Annotated in this window: 18 protein-coding genes and 3 tRNA genes; 5 read left to right on the top strand and 16 right to left on the bottom strand. The window is 62.0% G+C overall.

From position 1 onward, the window contains the following. Positions 1 to 134: 134 nt before the first annotated feature. The 11 genes from rplL to tuf all read right to left on the bottom strand — a co-directional run bounded on the left by rplL (position 135) and on the right by tuf (position 8,288). On the bottom strand, positions 135 to 512 hold the full coding sequence (rplL, locus tag NKJ17_RS21705; protein WP_140752948.1) for a 50S ribosomal protein L7/L12: 378 nt from the start codon (positions 510 to 512) through the stop codon (positions 135 to 137). A gap of 54 nt (positions 513 to 566) precedes the next feature. Beyond that, positions 567 to 1,085 (bottom strand): 50S ribosomal protein L10, encoded by a 519-nt coding sequence (gene rplJ, locus NKJ17_RS21700; RefSeq protein WP_008875657.1) that lies wholly within the window; start codon positions 1,083 to 1,085, stop codon positions 567 to 569. 390 nt (positions 1,086 to 1,475) lie between these two features. Continuing rightward, positions 1,476 to 2,174, bottom strand: coding sequence for a 50S ribosomal protein L1 (rplA, locus tag NKJ17_RS21695; protein ID WP_254817142.1), 699 nt, complete (start codon positions 2,172 to 2,174; stop codon positions 1,476 to 1,478). 4 nt (positions 2,175 to 2,178) lie between these two features. Next, a complete protein-coding gene (rplK, locus tag NKJ17_RS21690; protein WP_254817141.1) occupies positions 2,179 to 2,607 on the bottom strand; it encodes a 50S ribosomal protein L11 in 429 nt (142 codons plus the stop codon). A gap of 160 nt (positions 2,608 to 2,767) precedes the next feature. Then, positions 2,768 to 3,295 carry a transcription termination/antitermination protein NusG gene (gene nusG, locus NKJ17_RS21685; protein WP_006333333.1) on the bottom strand — a complete coding sequence of 176 codons (528 nt, stop codon included), beginning with the start codon at positions 3,293 to 3,295 and terminating at the stop codon, positions 2,768 to 2,770. Positions 3,296 to 3,322: 27 nt separating this feature from the next. Beyond that, positions 3,323 to 3,526 carry a preprotein translocase subunit SecE gene (gene secE, locus NKJ17_RS21680; protein WP_023680439.1) on the bottom strand — a complete coding sequence of 68 codons (204 nt, stop codon included), beginning with the start codon at positions 3,524 to 3,526 and terminating at the stop codon, positions 3,323 to 3,325. Positions 3,527 to 3,889: 363 nt separating this feature from the next. Beyond that, positions 3,890 to 3,965: transfer RNA gene (locus NKJ17_RS21675), tRNA-Trp, on the bottom strand. A 77-nt stretch (positions 3,966 to 4,042) separates the two neighbouring features. Continuing rightward, the gene (locus tag NKJ17_RS21670) at positions 4,043 to 4,639 is read right to left on the bottom strand and encodes a hypothetical protein (protein ID WP_352509927.1); all 597 of its coding nucleotides are present in this window, start codon (positions 4,637 to 4,639) and stop codon (positions 4,043 to 4,045) included. Between the two features lie 48 nt (positions 4,640 to 4,687). Next, positions 4,688 to 5,170, bottom strand: coding sequence for a group II truncated hemoglobin (locus NKJ17_RS21665; protein WP_352509926.1), 483 nt, complete (start codon positions 5,168 to 5,170; stop codon positions 4,688 to 4,690). 97 nt (positions 5,171 to 5,267) lie between these two features. Further along, positions 5,268 to 6,953, bottom strand: a complete 1,686-nt coding sequence (locus tag NKJ17_RS21660) for a COG3904 family protein (protein WP_352509925.1) — start codon at positions 6,951 to 6,953, stop codon at positions 5,268 to 5,270. Between the two features lie 159 nt (positions 6,954 to 7,112). Beyond that, positions 7,113 to 8,288, bottom strand: coding sequence for an elongation factor Tu (gene tuf, locus NKJ17_RS21655; RefSeq protein ID WP_254817137.1), 1,176 nt, complete (start codon positions 8,286 to 8,288; stop codon positions 7,113 to 7,115). Between the two features lie 271 nt (positions 8,289 to 8,559). Here tuf and NKJ17_RS21650 point away from each other — a divergent pair, with 271 nt between their 5' ends. The 3 genes from NKJ17_RS21650 (at position 8,560) to NKJ17_RS21640 (ending at position 10,695) form a co-directional block, all read left to right on the top strand. Further along, positions 8,560 to 9,447: a DMT family transporter gene (locus NKJ17_RS21650; RefSeq protein WP_352509811.1), complete on the top strand. Its 888-nt coding sequence runs from the start codon at positions 8,560 to 8,562 to the stop codon at positions 9,445 to 9,447. 33 nt (positions 9,448 to 9,480) lie between these two features. Further along, positions 9,481 to 9,930 (top strand): GFA family protein, encoded by a 450-nt coding sequence (locus NKJ17_RS21645; RefSeq protein WP_352509812.1) that lies wholly within the window; start codon positions 9,481 to 9,483, stop codon positions 9,928 to 9,930. 105 nt (positions 9,931 to 10,035) lie between these two features. Continuing rightward, complete coding sequence (locus NKJ17_RS21640) at positions 10,036 to 10,695, top strand: peptidoglycan recognition protein family protein (protein ID WP_352509813.1); 660 nt, start codon at positions 10,036 to 10,038, stop codon at positions 10,693 to 10,695. A gap of 45 nt (positions 10,696 to 10,740) precedes the next feature. Here the strand turns inward: NKJ17_RS21640 and NKJ17_RS21635 are convergent, their stop codons facing one another. Further along, positions 10,741 to 10,998 carry a GlsB/YeaQ/YmgE family stress response membrane protein gene (locus NKJ17_RS21635; RefSeq protein ID WP_023717513.1) on the bottom strand — a complete coding sequence of 86 codons (258 nt, stop codon included), beginning with the start codon at positions 10,996 to 10,998 and terminating at the stop codon, positions 10,741 to 10,743. Between the two features lie 159 nt (positions 10,999 to 11,157). On the opposite strand from NKJ17_RS21635, the gene NKJ17_RS21630 reads away from it, so the two are divergent. Next, positions 11,158 to 11,625: a YidB family protein gene (locus tag NKJ17_RS21630; RefSeq protein ID WP_352689936.1), complete on the top strand. Its 468-nt coding sequence runs from the start codon at positions 11,158 to 11,160 to the stop codon at positions 11,623 to 11,625. A 175-nt stretch (positions 11,626 to 11,800) separates the two neighbouring features. On the opposite strand, the gene NKJ17_RS21625 is transcribed toward NKJ17_RS21630, so the two are convergent. Next, positions 11,801 to 11,874: transfer RNA gene (locus NKJ17_RS21625), tRNA-Gly, on the bottom strand. Between the two features lie 67 nt (positions 11,875 to 11,941). Then, positions 11,942 to 12,026: transfer RNA gene (locus tag NKJ17_RS21620), tRNA-Tyr, on the bottom strand. A gap of 202 nt (positions 12,027 to 12,228) precedes the next feature. Between NKJ17_RS21620 and NKJ17_RS21615 the strand changes: the two genes are divergently transcribed. Then, positions 12,229 to 13,080: a TrmH family RNA methyltransferase gene (locus NKJ17_RS21615; protein WP_352689935.1), complete on the top strand. Its 852-nt coding sequence runs from the start codon at positions 12,229 to 12,231 to the stop codon at positions 13,078 to 13,080. Between the two features lie 123 nt (positions 13,081 to 13,203). On the opposite strand, the gene NKJ17_RS21610 is transcribed toward NKJ17_RS21615, so the two are convergent. Beyond that, complete coding sequence (locus tag NKJ17_RS21610) at positions 13,204 to 14,136, bottom strand: 2-hydroxy-3-oxopropionate reductase (RefSeq protein WP_352689938.1); 933 nt, start codon at positions 14,134 to 14,136, stop codon at positions 13,204 to 13,206. Beyond that, positions 14,133 to 14,924 (bottom strand): hydroxypyruvate isomerase, encoded by a 792-nt coding sequence (hyi, locus tag NKJ17_RS21605; protein WP_352509818.1) that lies wholly within the window; start codon positions 14,922 to 14,924, stop codon positions 14,133 to 14,135. The genes NKJ17_RS21610 and hyi overlap by 4 nt, the downstream gene beginning before the upstream one ends. Positions 14,925 to 14,931: the final 7 nt, after the last annotated feature.

Raw genomic sequence — 14,931 nt, 5'->3', positions numbered from 1 at the left:
CCACACCCCCCTGCCCCCCGCCGCGCGGCCCGCCCCCTACAACATTGGTTCCCCCCCCCCCCCCCCTCCCCCCCCCCCCCCCCCCGGGGGCGGCCGGGCGCCCCGCCCCCCCCCCCCCCCCCGGTACTCAACGCTTACTTCAGTTCAACCTTGGCGCCGGCTGCTTCCAGCTGGGCCTTGAACTTGTCCGCGTCGGCCTTGGAAACGCCTTCCTTGACCGGCTTCGGAGCCGCCTCGACCAGGTCCTTGGCTTCCTTGAGGCCAAGACCGGTGATGGCGCGAACTTCCTTGATGACGTTGATCTTCTGAGCGCCTGCCTCGGTGAGGACGACGTCGAATTCCGTCTTTTCCTCGACAGGAGCAGCAGCGGCCGCAGCGCCGCCGGCAGCGGCAACCGCCACCGGAGCAGCGGCGGAAACGCCCCACTTTTCTTCAAGAAGCTTCGACAGCTCGGCCGCCTCGAGGACGGTCAGCTTCGAAAGGTCGTCTACGATCTTTGCCAGATCAGCCATTGCAATGTTCCTTCATAAGGTTCGAACGTGTGTTTGTGATAGCGAGGAACGGCCTCATGCCGCCTCGTCCTTCCGGGCGTAAGCGCCGATGACGCGCGCGACCGAGGCCGCAGGCGCATTGACGATCTGGGCGATCCGGGTTGCCGGCGTGGCGATCATGCCAACCAGCCTGGCGCGCAGCTCATCGAGCGACGGGAGTGTGGCGAGTGCCTTCACACCGTCGGCGTTGAGCGAGGTGGTGCCCATTGCGCCACCGAGAATGACGAGCTTGTCATTTCCCTTGGCGAAATCGGACGCGACCTTCGGCGCCGCAATCGGATCCTCCGAATAGGCGATCAGCGTCTGTCCCTTGAACAGCTCGATGATCGATGCGGAGTCCGTGCCCTGAAGAGCGATTTTGGCGAGACGGTTCTTCGCGACTTTGACGGTGCCACCGGCGGCGCGCATTTTCGACCGAAGGTCGTTCATTTGCGCGACGGTGATACCGGCGTAGTGGGCCACGACGACTGAACCAGCGCTTGAAAACGCATCATTCAGGCCCGTGACGAGTTCGCGTTTTTCCGCTCTGTCCACTGCCTATCTCCAGTTGACCCCTGCCCTCTACGAAGGACAGGCGTCGGGTTGCCTTTTGCCGGCCGGGCCATCCAGTAACGGATCTCCCGAACGACGCTCGAGGATCCTGCCCCCTTTCGCCACACCTGCCGGCTAGCCGGACGGTGCGCAGACAAAAGGCAAACACGGTTCGAACCTTTCATTGGAGCTTTCGCCCCTTTGTCCGGTCTTCACCCGTCTCATGCAGGCCCACATGAATTAAGGCCCACATCACCTAAGGCTTGGGGCCGCCTGCAATCTCGGACAGGATGTCCGGAAGCCTTTCGACTTCCGGTACCGGGCCACCGACAGGTCGGAGGCCCGGAATTCTTTCACGGATCAGCGTTTTAGCGGCCGATCCAATTGTTCGTATCAGGACGCTGCGAGCGTCGAGACATCGAGCTTGAGGCCCGGGCCCATCGTCGAGGTGACCGACACCTTCTTGACGTAGTTGCCCTTGGCCCCAGCCGGCTTTGCCCTGGTCACCGCGTCTGCGAAGGCGCGGACGTTTTCTTCCAGCGCCTTGACGTCGAACGACACCTTGCCGACGCCGGCATGAACGATGCCGGCCTTCTCGACGCGGAACTCGACGGCGCCGCCCTTCGATGCCTTGACAGCGGCGGCAACGTCAGTGGTGACGGTGCCGACCTTCGGGTTCGGCATCATGCCGCGCGGACCGAGCACTTTGCCGAGACGGCCGACCAGCGGCATCATGTCCGGCGTGGCGATGCAACGGTCAAAGTCGATCGTGCCCTTCTGGACGATGTCGACCAGGTCCTCGGCTCCGACGATGTCGGCGCCGGCGGCCTTGGCCTCTTCGGCCTTGTCGCCGCGCGCGAACACGGCGACGCGAACGCTGCGGCCGGTGCCGTTCGGCAGATTGACCACGCCGCGGACCATCTGGTCGGCATGGCGGGGATCGACGCCGAGGTTCATCGCGACCTCGACGGTCTCATCAAACTTCACCGAGGAGCGATCCTTGAGCAGCTTCAGCGCCTCACCCAAAGCGTAAGCCTTGTTGGGATCGATGCCTTCGCGGGTCTTCGATACACGCTTTGCAATCTTTGCCATGATCTCAGCCCACCACTTCCAGACCCATCGAGCGGGCGGAGCCCTCGACCATGCGCATGGCCGCCTCGACGTCGTTTGCGTTCAGATCCTTCATCTTCTGCTCGGCGATGGCGCGCACCTTGTCGCGGCCGATCGTACCGGCCTTGAGCTTGCCCGGCTCCTTGGAACCCGACTTCAGGTTGGCGGCCTTCTTCAGGAAATAGCTCACCGGCGGCGTCTTCATGACAAAGGTGAACGACTTGTCCTGGTAGTAGGTGATGACGACCGGAACCGGCGAACCCTTTTCCATTTCCTGGGTCTGCGCGTTGAACGCCTTGCAGAACTCCATGATGTTGATGCCACGCTGACCAAGCGCCGGGCCGATCGGGGGCGACGGCGTGGCCGATCCCGCGGAAACCTGGAGCTTGAGCTGGCCTGCAATCTTCTTAGCCATCTCTCTTCCTGCCTTTTCTCATGCCGGTCTTGCCGGCGGTTGCAGTCTGGTGGTGCGGTCCGCGCGGCCGGCTAAAGCCGCATTCGCCTCCCACCCGTTTTTGGCCGCGCGATCTCCGCGCCGCCTTCCCTGCCGCCGAAACCGGTGCAGGGATTTCGGATCAGCCCTTCTCGACCTGTCCGAATTCCAGATCGACCGGCACGGCGCGCCCGAAGATCGATACTTCCACCTTGAGCCGCGCCCGCTCTTCGTCCACTTCCTGGACGAAACCGTTGAACGACGCGAATGGTCCATCCGAAACGCGGATCGCTTCGCCGATCTCGAACGTCACCGACGGCTTCGGCCGCTCGACGCCTTCCTGAACCTGGTTCAGGATACGCTGGGCTTCGGCTTCGGTGATCGGCACCGGCTTGGAGTCGCCCAGGAAACCGGTGACCTTCGGCGTGTTCTTGACGAGCGAGAACACGGCATCGGTCAGATTGGCTTTCAGCAGCACATAGCCCGGAAAGAACTTGCGCTCGGCATCGACCTTGCGGCCGCGGCGGATCTCGACGACCTTCTCGGTCGGCACCACGATCTGCTCGATGTCGGCGGACAGGCCCTTCTGCTTGGCCTTGTTCTCGATGTCCTCGGCGACCTTCTTTTCAAAGTTCGAGTAGGCGTGGACGATGTACCACCGCGCGGTCATTTCAAGACTTCTCCGTAATCGCCGGACTTACTGTCCGAGGCCGAGGATTTTTTCGACCGCAAAGCCCATGGCCACGTCTGCGGTAAAGAAAAAGATCATCGCGATGACCGCGAACACAAGGACCATCACCGTCGAGATCATCGTTTCGCGCCGCGACGGCCAAGTGACCTTGGCGGTCTCCGCGCGAACCTGCTGGAGAAAGGTGAAAGGATTTGTGGTTTTCGAAGCCATATGCCGCTCTGTCTGCAAGACCCGTTGGCCGGGTCTCCTGGATGATCCCGCTGGCCGGGACGTGCCGCTTGAGCGTGCGTTCGCGCCGAATCAGCGCAATCATTTCGCCCATGCAAATCAGACGCGTAAAGCCGGCTTCCCAGCTCCACGCGTCGCGTGTCTGTTTCGTCTACATAAAACCGATTCTTGATCCACGCAAGTGGCAAGTGTCCGCTTTATGCCCAAACGCCGCCTCGGAACCATCCAGTCGTTCCGTCCCGGCTATGCGGCCCTTATGCCGCAACTTATGCTATATGGCAAGTCACAAGCCGGTTTTCAAAGGCCGCACTGCAAAAGAATCGTTTTAGGTATCCATTCGAAGAATGGCACGGGCAGCAGGGCTCGAACCTACGACCTGCGGTTTTGGAGACCGCCGCTCTACCAACTGAGCTATGCCCGTATGCGCATGTCGGCGCAGCAGGCGCTTCCTAAAAGCTTCCGCGCGCTCTGTAAAGAGCGACGTGCGCTACCCGGCCTTCATCTTCGAAAGTCCAGGCGTCCTCCCGGCCATTTCCCGTCGATCCGTTGATTGCTGACGATCAAGCCGACCCATGGACGCACGATTTTCGGGTCGGTCAGATTGATGTATTTTCCCACCAGCCCTTTCGCACCCTGGCGCCGGGCATCGATGAGCCCCTTGCGCACGCCATTATGCCAATCGAACAGCAGGTAAACCCTCTCTCCCGCCGTCTTCACCTCGCCCCGGCCAGACTTCCATTTATCCTCGGTATCGCCCGGGATCGTGGGATCGGCACCGCCGTTCCAACGGCTGGACCAGCTGCCTTCGATGGTGTCGTTGCGGTCGCGGTCGCTTTCGGTGCCCCAGGCCTCGGCATTTTCATCGCTTGGAGTTCCCTCCAGTTTCACGCCGGCGGCGAACGCCGACACCTCCTCGTCGTCGGGAGTGGGGACGTCCATGACGCCAAACGGATTTCGGATTCCGCGGTCGCTGTCAAAGACGCTGTTTGAATTTTTCTTGCCTTCCGATCTCATCGCAAAGCCTCCGGTTTTCAATGTGGCCGCGCCATTCGACGGCGACTTTAAACCGTTAGCCTGGAGGACCGAGACCTCCATAGCCACCCGTTTTCCTGGCCGGCAGGCTTTCGACCGATTCGCGCGCGGTCAGGTTCCCGAAGGCGGCTTGTAAGGCCCGCCCGGCACCCCCCAACCCCAGGCCGGCATTGGTTCCGTCTCGGGATCGCAGGTCGGGCCCTTGTTGGAATTCATCCTGGCCAGCCGCGATCCCCATTCGACATAGGCCATGAAAGCCGAGCGGAATTCGGGATCGTCAGGCAGCCCGATCTCGTCGGCGGCGTCGGCGAGAAGATTGATCCAGCGCCGGCGCTGCTCCTCGGTCAGATGCTTGCCGAGATGGTGCATCACCATCTCGCGATGGCCGCCATGCTTTTCGCTGTAGGTTTTCGGTCCACCGAAAACTTCGCCGATGAAGGCCGCGACGTGAGCGGGATGGTCCGGCGACATGTGCTTGAACACCGGCCCGACGATGGGATCCCGAGAGACGTTGTCGTAGAAGGTTTGGGTCAGGCGGTTCAGCGCTTCGGTGCCACCGGCCCATTCGAACAATGTCGGGGCATCCTGGCTCATTTGCGATCCCTCCCATGCTGGTCTTCAACCGCGCTGGACGATAGCGGAAGCACCGAGCGACCGCTCAACCTGCCTCGATGGGCAGTGCAAGGTTACGCTAAAGCTTCGCCGGAGTCTCTGCCTCGGCGCTGGCGGACGGCAGAACGCGGCAGTTGTCGGGCTTCGGCGACGGCTTGCAGATGGTGGCGCCCGTCAGCGCGTCCACCGATTGCGGCCCCGTCGTCAGTCCAACCTTCAGCATTAGGTCGGGTTCGAGCTGGCGCTCGACCGAGCGCTGCTCGAGCGCGGCGAATAGACCGGGACCAATCGCCATGTCCTCGAGATAGGGCTTAATTATCTGCTGCTGTCCCATCAGGTACATGCCGAGCCGCGCTTGCGGACCGACAAACCGTCTGACGCCGCCGGCAAGCATGAGCGCGCACGCCGAATCGCATACCGCTCCCGAATCGACGGTCAGGCCGGCATAGGCGCCCTCTTTAGCCAAGCAACTCCACTCTCCCGGGTCGCAGCCAACAAAATCGGTGCGGGCGACGGCGATGTCGAGCTTCTTTTCGTGGATAAGTCGCCCCACCGCCAGAGCACTGAACAGGTCGCCTCCTTGTGAGCTGACCACCACCGGCAGCCGTCGGTTGCCAAGCATGGCGAGCAACTGGCGCAGCTTCTGCGGGGTCTGAGGCGCAATCGCGCCTTCGGCCGAGATCCATTCCGGGCAGTTTGGATTGCAAAGCGGGTTGCTGCCGCGGACCAGGACGAAGCGCATGTCTGCGACCTCCTTCGGCCGCGGGGTTTCGAGCCCTGCGGGTGCAGGCTCGGCTTTCGCCACCACTTCGCCGGCCGGCTTCGTGATATTCGCCGGCGCCGGCACCTCCCTGCAACTCGCCGGCAACGGATCGGACGTGCATAGGGTTGGCGCGGTCAGCAGGTCGACGGCATCCCGGCTGGTGACGAGATTCATTTGCAGCATGTCGTAGGGAGCCAATTGCTGGATACCGCTGGCCGGTGTGCTTTTCATGGTCTCGAGCACACCCAGGCCGACGCCCATCTCCTTCAGATAGGCCGCCAGCTTCCGCTCCAGCGGCTTGTTCATCTCATAGGTCTTGTAGCTGCCGGCGTTCTTCCGGCTGACGACCCTGGTGCTGAGTATCTTCTTCTTGCCTTTCACCATGCGATAAGTGGTGCGGTACAGCAATTTCGTCCGGATATAGGTCGTGGTGATCTGATGGACGCCGAGAAAGGCCCATTCCCCGACCACGCGCCGGATGCCACCGGAAAACATCAACGGACAGGCGGAATTGCAGATGGCGCCATCGGCATAAGCATTGCCAAAATAACGGGCGCCCTTGCCGTCGTTTTCCTTGCAGTTCTTCACATCTGGCAGACAGCCGACGAAGCGGGTTTTGCCAACGGCGATATCGAGCTTGTTCTTGCGGATCAGGCGACCAAGTGTCAGCGCCGCTTCGACATTGCCGCCGGGGGAATCGACGACGATCGGCAGCTTTCGGCCGCCAAGCGCTTTCAGCGCGCGTTTGAACAGGGCCGGTGTGCCGGCTTCTATCGAGCCTTCCGCCGATATCCATTCCGGACAGGTCGGCTCGCAGCCCGGCGCGCTGCTGCGGACGACGACGAACCGCATCGTCGGGCCGAAATCCGGCGCGGATTTTTCCGGCGTGGATTTCTTTGCATCCGCTGCGAAGGCAGCGTGGCCCATGGCAAGCAACGACACCAGGCAGATCAGCCCTAGCGACCACCATGCCTGACTATGCAAACGGCGCCATGGAACCATTCGGGCAGCCCCCCTCGATGCAACCTATACTAGTTATGGCAGAGGCGCTTGCAACAGGATTTGAAGCAATGCGGTTAATCCATTGCCAGAATATCAGAATCAAAAGGGCGGCCCGAAGACCGCCCCTTTGCATCCGATCTCAACCGGCAGCGCCGGCGATTACTCTTTGATGGTGACGACGATGCCGGCACCGACGGTGCGGCCGCCTTCACGGATGGCGAAGCGCAGCTTCTCTTCCATGGCGATCGGCACGATCAGCTCGACATCGACGGTGATGTTGTCGCCCGGCATCACCATCTCGGTGCCTTCCGGCAGCGACACGATGCCGGTCACGTCCGTCGTGCGGAAATAGAACTGCGGACGGTAGTTGGTGAAGAACGGCGTGTGGCGGCCGCCCTCGTCCTTGGTCAGGATGTAGGCTTCGGCAACGAACTTCTTGTGCGGCTTGACGGTGCCGGGCTTGGCCAGGACCTGGCCGCGCTCGACGCCCTCACGGTCGACACCGCGCAGCAGCGCGCCGATGTTGTCGCCGGCCTGGCCCTGGTCGAGCAGCTTGCGGAACATCTCGACGCCCGTGCAGGTCGTCTTGGTGGTCGGACGGATGCCGACGATCTCCAGCTCCTCGCCGACCTTGACGACGCCGCGCTCGACGCGGCCGGTCACAACCGTGCCACGGCCCGAGATCGAGAACACGTCCTCGATCGGCATCAGGAACGGCTTGTCGAGCGGACGAACCGGCGTCGGGATGTAGGCATCGACCGCAGCCATCAGTTCGCGGATGGCGTCCTCGCCGATCTTCTTGTCGCTATCTTCAAGGGCGGCAAGCGCCGAACCCTTGACGATCGGAATGTCGTCGCCGGGGAACTCGTTCTTGGTCAAAAGCTCACGCACCTCGAGCTCGACCAGCTCGAGCAGCTCGGCGTCGTCGACCTGGTCGACCTTGTTCAAGAACACCACGATCGAGGGCACGCCGACCTGGCGGGCGAGCAGGATGTGCTCGCGCGTCTGCGGCATCGGGCCGTCGGCGGCCGACACCACCAGGATCGCGCCGTCCATCTGCGCGGCACCGGTGATCATGTTCTTCACATAGTCAGCGTGGCCGGGGCAGTCGACATGGGCGTAGTGGCGGTTGGCGGTCTCGTATTCGACGTGCGCCGTCGAGATGGTGATGCCGCGCGCCTTCTCTTCGGGCGCCGCATCGATCTGGTCATAGCGCTTGTATTCGCCAAAATACTTGGTGATCGCCGCCGTCAGCGACGTCTTGCCATGGTCGACGTGACCAATCGTGCCAATGTTCACATGAGGCTTAGTGCGCTCGAATTTACCTTTTGCCATAGTCTCTTTCCTTGGACGGCCTGGGGACGGCCTGGACCTTCAGTTCAGTCGAATGCGGGGCGATTAGCGACTAAGGCCGAAAAACACAAGTGCCTTGTCGCCGAGCGCGCTCGCCCGCCCGAACGCGTGATCCGGTTTCGGAGAATGTGGCGCGGATATAGGAACGAACAAGGGCAATTGGAATGGTTGTGGCGGCGGCTGACGGCTTTGACGGATTTACAGCCGGATCTGGCCCATTGCCGCCCTGGCGCCGGTCTGATTTCGTGGGCCGATGCATTTCATCCCGACTGCCATACGAGGCCCGCTGTTCATGGTCGTTTCGACCGGGTCCTACATCGTCAACGACACGATGATGAAGCTCGCAACCGCGGGACTGCCGCCCTATGAGGTGCTGTTCCTGCGCGGCGCTGCGGCAACATTGTGGGGCATTCCGCTGCTGTTCATGCTGGGCTATGGCAAGCAGATCCGGCTGATCCTCGACGCCAAGGTTTTGCGCAGGAACATGCTCGAACTGGGTGCGATCCTTTGCTACGTGGTGGCGCTCGCCAACATGCAGATCGCCGATTCGACCGCGCTCGGGCAGATCACGCCCTTGCTGATGCTGGTCGGCTCCTCGATGCTGTTTGGCGAACGGATCGGTGGGCTGCGCCTGGCGCTGATCGGGCTCGGCTTTATCGGCGCAGTGATGGTGGCACAACCGACAATGCAGGGGATTTCGGTCTATGCCCTGCTGGCGCTAGGCAATGCCGCCCTGTCCGCGGCGCGCGATCTGGCCGGACGCAAGGTCGCCGCCGACGTGCCGGGAATGGTTGTAGCTATTTCCGCGGTGATTGTCGTGCTCGCGGGCGCCGGCGTTGCGCATCTGGTTTCCGAGCAGTGGGTGGTGCCTGAAATCCGTCACCTGCTGCTGATGGGCGGCGCCGGACTGTTCCTGATCTTCGGCCACTTCTTCATCTTCATGGCCTATCGCGTCGGGCCGACCAGCGTGGTGGCGCCGTTCTACTATTGCTTTACCGTCTGGGCGGTGATTTCAGGCGTGGTGGTATTCCGGCAACTCCCGAATGCGCTGGCCATCTGCGGCATCCTGCTGGTGGTCGCCAGCGGGTTGACCATCGTCTCGCTCGACGAGCGCAAGCGCCGGTTGACCGTCGTCGCTTGAAACTGAAATCGGCCTGCACAATAGGAGGAGCGCGTGGCAAGCCCGGATGACAACCAGAATTCACGCAACCGCAGGCTTATCGGAAAGTGTCTGTGCGGCGCCGTTCAGTACGCGGTGGCAGACGGGTTCGTCTACGCCGCGAACTGCCACTGCTCGAACTGCCGGCGCACCACCGGCTCGGCGTTCAAGCCATTCGCCGGCATCGAGCGCGACAGGCTGAGCCTGACCAAGGGCGAGGACAATCTCACGATCTTCGGCGATGAAACCGGCCATGACGCGCACTGCAAGACCTGCGGCTCGTTGCTCTATTCGGTGGTCCGCGACGGTGCCTTCGTGCATGTCGCCATGGGAACCCTCGTCGACGAGCCGACCATCCGGCCGATGCAGCACATCTTCGTCGGCTCGAAGGCGAAGTGGTTCACGATCACCGACGATCTGCCGCAATACAGAGAACACGCGGTCGCCGGAGATGCCGGCGAATAGCTGACCGTTAGAAAACGCTCAACCAAATTATCGTTTCGTTTTCGCGTGGGCCGCCAAGGAAACTATACTGTGCTCCGTCACTGAACTTATGTCGCGGGGATTTCTGTGGCATTGCCGCCCGACTGGTTGCCCAATGTTGCGATGAAGCGCGTCATTTGCCACTGGACGGCCGGCTCGCATTCGGCCGGCGATACCGACAGGGATGCGTATCACATACTGGTCGAGGGGAATGGCCGCCTGGTCAGGGGCCGGCCTTCGATCGCGCTCAATTCGGGCCGGGTAAAACCGGGATATGCCGCGCACACGCTCAACTGCAACGGCGGCTCGATCGGGGTTTCGCTCTGCTGCATGGCCGGGGCGGAGGAAAGGCCGTTCGATGCCGGCGGCTATCCGATGACCAGGGCGCAGTGGGACGCGATGACCGCGGTTGTCGCCGAACTCTGCAAATACTACCGCATCAAGGTCACGCCCAAAACGGTGCTGTCGCATGCCGAAGTCGAGAGCAATCTCGGCATCGAGCAGCGCGGAAAATGGGATTTCACCCGGCTGCCCTTCGATCCGACGATCAGCGGCGCAAGCGCCTGTGGCGAGCGGCTGCGCCGCGACGTGACGGCGGCAATGGGCGCGATGCCAAATCTGCCGGTGAGGATTGGGCGCGATGCCGCATGGCAGCGACTGCTCGAGGAATTATGGCCGATCATGGTGAGAGGGCTGGAAGCCGGCCTCAACACGCTGATCCGCGAAATCCTCAAAAGGATCAGATAGGGGGTCGGCATTCACCCGAATGCCGACGCAACTGCCGGACGGCTTCTACAGTGCCCTCTTGCCGCTGAACTGATGATAGGCCCACAGGACAACCACGGCACCGACCACGGCGACGATCAGGCTATAGATGTTGAGCCCGGTAACGCCCGACGCGCCAAAGGCGCTGAAGATGAGCCCGCCGACGATGGCGCCGACAATCCCGAGCACGATGTCGAGCACCAGGCCTTGCCCGCTTTTATTGACGATCTTGCTGCCTATGAAGCCGGCGATGACGCCGAGAATAATCCAGCTTAATATTGACATTTTTCCTCTCTGTTCCCCGCACCCGATTACTTCCACATTATTAAGCAAAGCTCAAGCCAACTTGAAAATCATGATTACGGAAAGCTCAAACCGGCTTGAAATTCGCCATGGATGCGTCATTGTTGGAGACGGACGGGCAATTTGACATGGAGATCCACAATGGGACTGTTTGACAATGCCGTTCCCGGCGGCAACGTCGCCAAGCCGCTGATGATCGCGCTCGGCGCACTTTTGGTGGGAAAAATGCTGAGCGGTGGAAGTTCCGCCCAGCCGGAGGCGGCGCAGAGCCCTGCCCCCGTCCCGCCTGATACAACCGCATCCGCCGATGGCGGACTGCTCGGCGGTCTGGGCGGACTGCTCGACAAACTGAAGGATGCCGGCCACGGCAACGTCGCCAATTCGTGGGTCGGCACCGGTCAGAACCAGCCGATCAACCCCAACGATCTGGGCAGCGCTCTCGGGCCGCAAATCATTCAGGAGATCGCGCAAAGGACGGGCCTGAATCAGCAGGAATTGCTCCAGCAATTGTCCGCGGCCTTGCCGGGACTTGTCGACCAGCTGACGCCGAACGGGCAAGTGCCGCAGCAGAACCAGCTCGCGTCCATTTTCAGCAAATTCGCGAGCTGACGCCTGTCGCCCAACGCCGCCTGCGGTTCGGGACAACGATATGCGTAAAACACAGATTAAGATGCGCGTCCTTCTGGACGCGCATTGAACGCTCTGAACTATCGGCAACGCGCTTCGCTTGGCGCTGCCTGCTTCGGGATCGTGCGCGAGGTGCGCCGTGGCCTTGGGGAAAATCTGGAGCGGGTAGCGGGAATCGAACCCGCATATTCAGCTTGGAAGGCTGCTGCTCTACCACTGAGCTATACCCGCGCCTTTCAGTCAAGCATCGGATCCGCTCCGACGCTCGCGCTGCGTTCTAGGGCTTCCGGGCCGGCAGTGGTGGAGAGGGTTGGATTTGAACCAACGTAGGCATAGCCAACGGATTTACAGTCCGTCCCCTTTAACCACTCGGGCACCTCTCCAGTCTGCCGCCGGAGCCATGCAACGAGGCATCGACGCGTCGCGGCCGCCAAAGCAGCCTTTCCGCGCAGCGCCTTATGGCGGGAGCGTCCAAAACTGTCAACCGCAACAGCCCGGCAAAAAGCGCTGAATTTCACACCTCGCCCGACAAGCAGCTTGTGCGGCTGTATCCATGACCGGACGACACGGCTATAGAAGCCGGCCATGAGCAACGATAACAAATCCAAGACCCCTAAAGACACCCACTACGCCAAGCTGCGCCGCGCGCATCGCGACGAGAAGAGCGGCGGCGCGCCAGCGTTCAGGCCGCGCCAGCCGGTGCCGCCCGGCGAGAACCCGGCGGATGGGCTGGTGCGGCTCTACGGGCTGCACACGGTGCGGGCCGCACTCGACAATCCGCGCCGCAAAATCAAGAAGATGCTGGTGACGCGCAACGCTGCCGAGCGACTGGCAATCGCCGATCTCGGCGCTTTGCCCTTCAAGGCGGAACTGGTCGAACCAAGGGACATCGACAAGGTCACCGGCTCCGATGCCGTGCACCAGGGCGTGCTGATCGAGGCCGAGCCGCTGAAACCGAAACGCCTCGATGCGCTCGGCGACACCAGGCTGGTGCTGGTGCTCGACCAGATCACCGATCCGCACAATGTCGGCGCGATCCTGCGCTCGGCGGTCGCCTTCGGCGCCGGCGCACTGATCACCACGGCGCGCCACAGCCCGCAGGAATCCGGCGTGCTGGCAAAGTCGGCTTCCGGCGCGCTCGAACACATCGATCAGATCGAGGTGAAGAACCTCGCCGATGCGCTGGAGCAGCTGCACGAGGCCGGATTCCAGACGATCGGCCTGGATTCAGACGGGCCGGCGGAGCTCGAAACGAGCTTTGCCGGAGAAAAGATCGCGTTGGTACTTGGCGCCGAGGGCAAAGGCCTGCGCCAGAAAACGCGCGAGACGGTGACGACGCTGGCCCGGCTCGACATGCCCGGCGCCATCCGCTCGCTCAACGTGTCGAATGCCGCGGCGGTGGCGCTTTATGCGGCGAGGAAATTTTTGAAAGAGTGAATGGTGAATGGTGAATGGTGAATGGTGAATGGTGAATGGTGAGACTGTGCGTAAGTCGTGACCAATTTACTACCAACTACTCACCTATCTGCAACTGACTACCTATTCACTATTCACTATTCACTATTCACCCACTTCACATCCCGCCATTCGCTCCAGCGCCTTGACCAGCGCCGAATGATCCTCCTTTGACCCGCCATTCGCCGCGCACGAGTTGAACAATTGCTGCGTCGTTGAAGTGTTGGGCAGGGCGACGCCGAGCGCTTTCGCGCCTTCAAGGGCGAGATTCAGGTCCTTCTGGTGGAGTTCGATGCGGAAGCCGGGCGCGAAAGTGCGCTTGATCATACGCTCGCCATGCACTTCCAGGATGCGCGAGTTTGCGAGCCCGCCCAGCAGCGCCTGCCTGACCTTGGCCGGGTCGGCGCCGGCTTTCGATGCAAAAACCAGCGCTTCGGCGACGGCCTCGATGGTCAGCGCGACGACGATCTGATTGGCGACCTTGGTGATCTGGCCGACGCCGTTGGGTCCGACCAAAGTGATGTTCTTGCCTATCTTCTCGAAGATAGGCCTGGCGCGTTCGAAGGCTGTTTCCTCGCCGCCGACCATGATGGTCAGCGACGCCGCCTTGGCGCCGACCTCGCCGCCCGACACCGGCGCATCGAGATAGTCGCAGCCGACATCGTTGATCTTTTTTGCGAATTCCTTGGTCTCGATCGGCGAGATCGAGCTCATGTCGATGATCAGCTTGCCTCTTGTCAGCCCGGACGCGACGCCGTTTTCGCCGAACAGCACATCGGCCACCTGCGGCGTGTCGGGAACCATGGTGATGACAATGTCCGCCGTTTTCGCGACGGCGCTGTGGCCAGAGACGGTCTTCAGACCCTTGGCGACGAGATCGGCCGGCGGCTTCGAGCGATGATTGCTGGCGACGACGGTGTAGCCCGCATCGAGCAGATGCCCCGCCATCGGCGCACCCATGATGCCGAGGCCGATAAAGCCGATGGTGTCCATTGTTGTTCTCCGCTTCTTGTTAAGGCGGCGATGCGTAGCGTCTATGCCGCCGCCTGCCCGGCCAACTCCCGAAACCACCCCAGTCCGGCTTCCGTTCCGCCCTTCGGCTTGTATTCCGCCCCAACCCAACCGGAATAGCCGATGCGGTCGATGTGGCTGTACAGGAAGGGAAAATTGATCTCGCCCGTCCCCGGCTCATGACGGCCGGGATTGTCCGCAAGCTGGATATGCGCGATGCGGTCGAGGTTTGCCTCGATGGTACGGGCGAGATCCCCCTCCATGATCTGCATGTGATAGATGTCGTATTGCAGGAACAGGTTCTTCGAGCCGACGCGGTCGATCAGCGCCAGGGCCTGATCCGAGTAATTCAGGAAGAAGCCCGGAATGTCGCGGGTGTTGATCGGCTCGATCAGCAGCCTGATGCCGGCCTGCTCCAGCTTTTCCGCCGCGAAAGCCAGGTTTTCGGCAAACACGTCTTCCAGCACGGAGCGATCGACGCCCTGCGGCGCGATGCCGGCGAGGCAATTGACCTGCTCGCAGCCGAGCGCGTGCGCATAGGTGACGACCTTGGCAATGCCTTGCCGGAACTCCGGGATGCGGTCCGGCAGGATCGCAATGCCGCGCTCGCCCTTGGCCCAGTCGCCGGCAGGCAGGTTGAACAGGACCTGCGTCAACCCGTTCTTCTTCAACCTGGCCGCGACGACATCCGGCGCATGGTCATAGGGACCGATATACTCGACGCCCTTGAAGCCCGCGCGGGCAGCGGCATCGAAGCGGTCGAGAAAGTCATGCTCGCCAAAGAGCATCGAAAGATTGGCTGAAAACCGTGGCATGGCAGTA

It is taken from the genome of Mesorhizobium sp. M0208 (assembly GCF_040322015.1).
GTDB lineage: Bacteria > Pseudomonadota > Alphaproteobacteria > Rhizobiales > Rhizobiaceae > Mesorhizobium.
This window is presented reverse-complemented; position numbering and strand designations above follow the sequence as displayed.

What these genes read in the sequence shown, in the direction of transcription:
- NKJ17_RS21650 (WP_352509811.1), top strand. Translation starts at nt 8,560, where the DNA reads ATGCATTTCATCCCGACTGCCATACGAGGCCCGCTGTTCATGGTCGTT.
- NKJ17_RS21670 (WP_352509927.1), bottom strand. Translation starts at nt 4,639, where the DNA reads ATGGAGGTCTCGGTCCTCCAGGCTAACGGTTTAAAGTCGCCGTCGAAT.
- rplA (WP_254817142.1), bottom strand. Translation starts at nt 2,174, where the DNA reads ATGGCAAAGATTGCAAAGCGTGTATCGAAGACCCGCGAAGGCATCGAT.
- hyi (WP_352509818.1), bottom strand. Translation starts at nt 14,924, where the DNA reads ATGCCACGGTTTTCAGCCAATCTTTCGATGCTCTTTGGCGAGCATGAC.
- secE (WP_023680439.1), bottom strand. Translation starts at nt 3,526, where the DNA reads ATGGCTTCGAAAACCACAAATCCTTTCACCTTTCTCCAGCAGGTTCGC.
- rplK (WP_254817141.1), bottom strand. Translation starts at nt 2,607, where the DNA reads ATGGCTAAGAAGATTGCAGGCCAGCTCAAGCTCCAGGTTTCCGCGGGA.
- NKJ17_RS21615 (WP_352689935.1), top strand. Translation starts at nt 12,229, where the DNA reads ATGAGCAACGATAACAAATCCAAGACCCCTAAAGACACCCACTACGCC.
- NKJ17_RS21635 (WP_023717513.1), bottom strand. Translation starts at nt 10,998, where the DNA reads ATGTCAATATTAAGCTGGATTATTCTCGGCGTCATCGCCGGCTTCATA.
- NKJ17_RS21665 (WP_352509926.1), bottom strand. Translation starts at nt 5,170, where the DNA reads ATGAGCCAGGATGCCCCGACATTGTTCGAATGGGCCGGTGGCACCGAA.
- tuf (WP_254817137.1), bottom strand. Translation starts at nt 8,288, where the DNA reads ATGGCAAAAGGTAAATTCGAGCGCACTAAGCCTCATGTGAACATTGGC.
- NKJ17_RS21630 (WP_352689936.1), top strand. Translation starts at nt 11,158, where the DNA reads ATGGGACTGTTTGACAATGCCGTTCCCGGCGGCAACGTCGCCAAGCCG.
- rplL (WP_140752948.1), bottom strand. Translation starts at nt 512, where the DNA reads ATGGCTGATCTGGCAAAGATCGTAGACGACCTTTCGAAGCTGACCGTC.
- nusG (WP_006333333.1), bottom strand. Translation starts at nt 3,295, where the DNA reads ATGACCGCGCGGTGGTACATCGTCCACGCCTACTCGAACTTTGAAAAG.
- NKJ17_RS21660 (WP_352509925.1), bottom strand. Translation starts at nt 6,953, where the DNA reads ATGGTTCCATGGCGCCGTTTGCATAGTCAGGCATGGTGGTCGCTAGGG.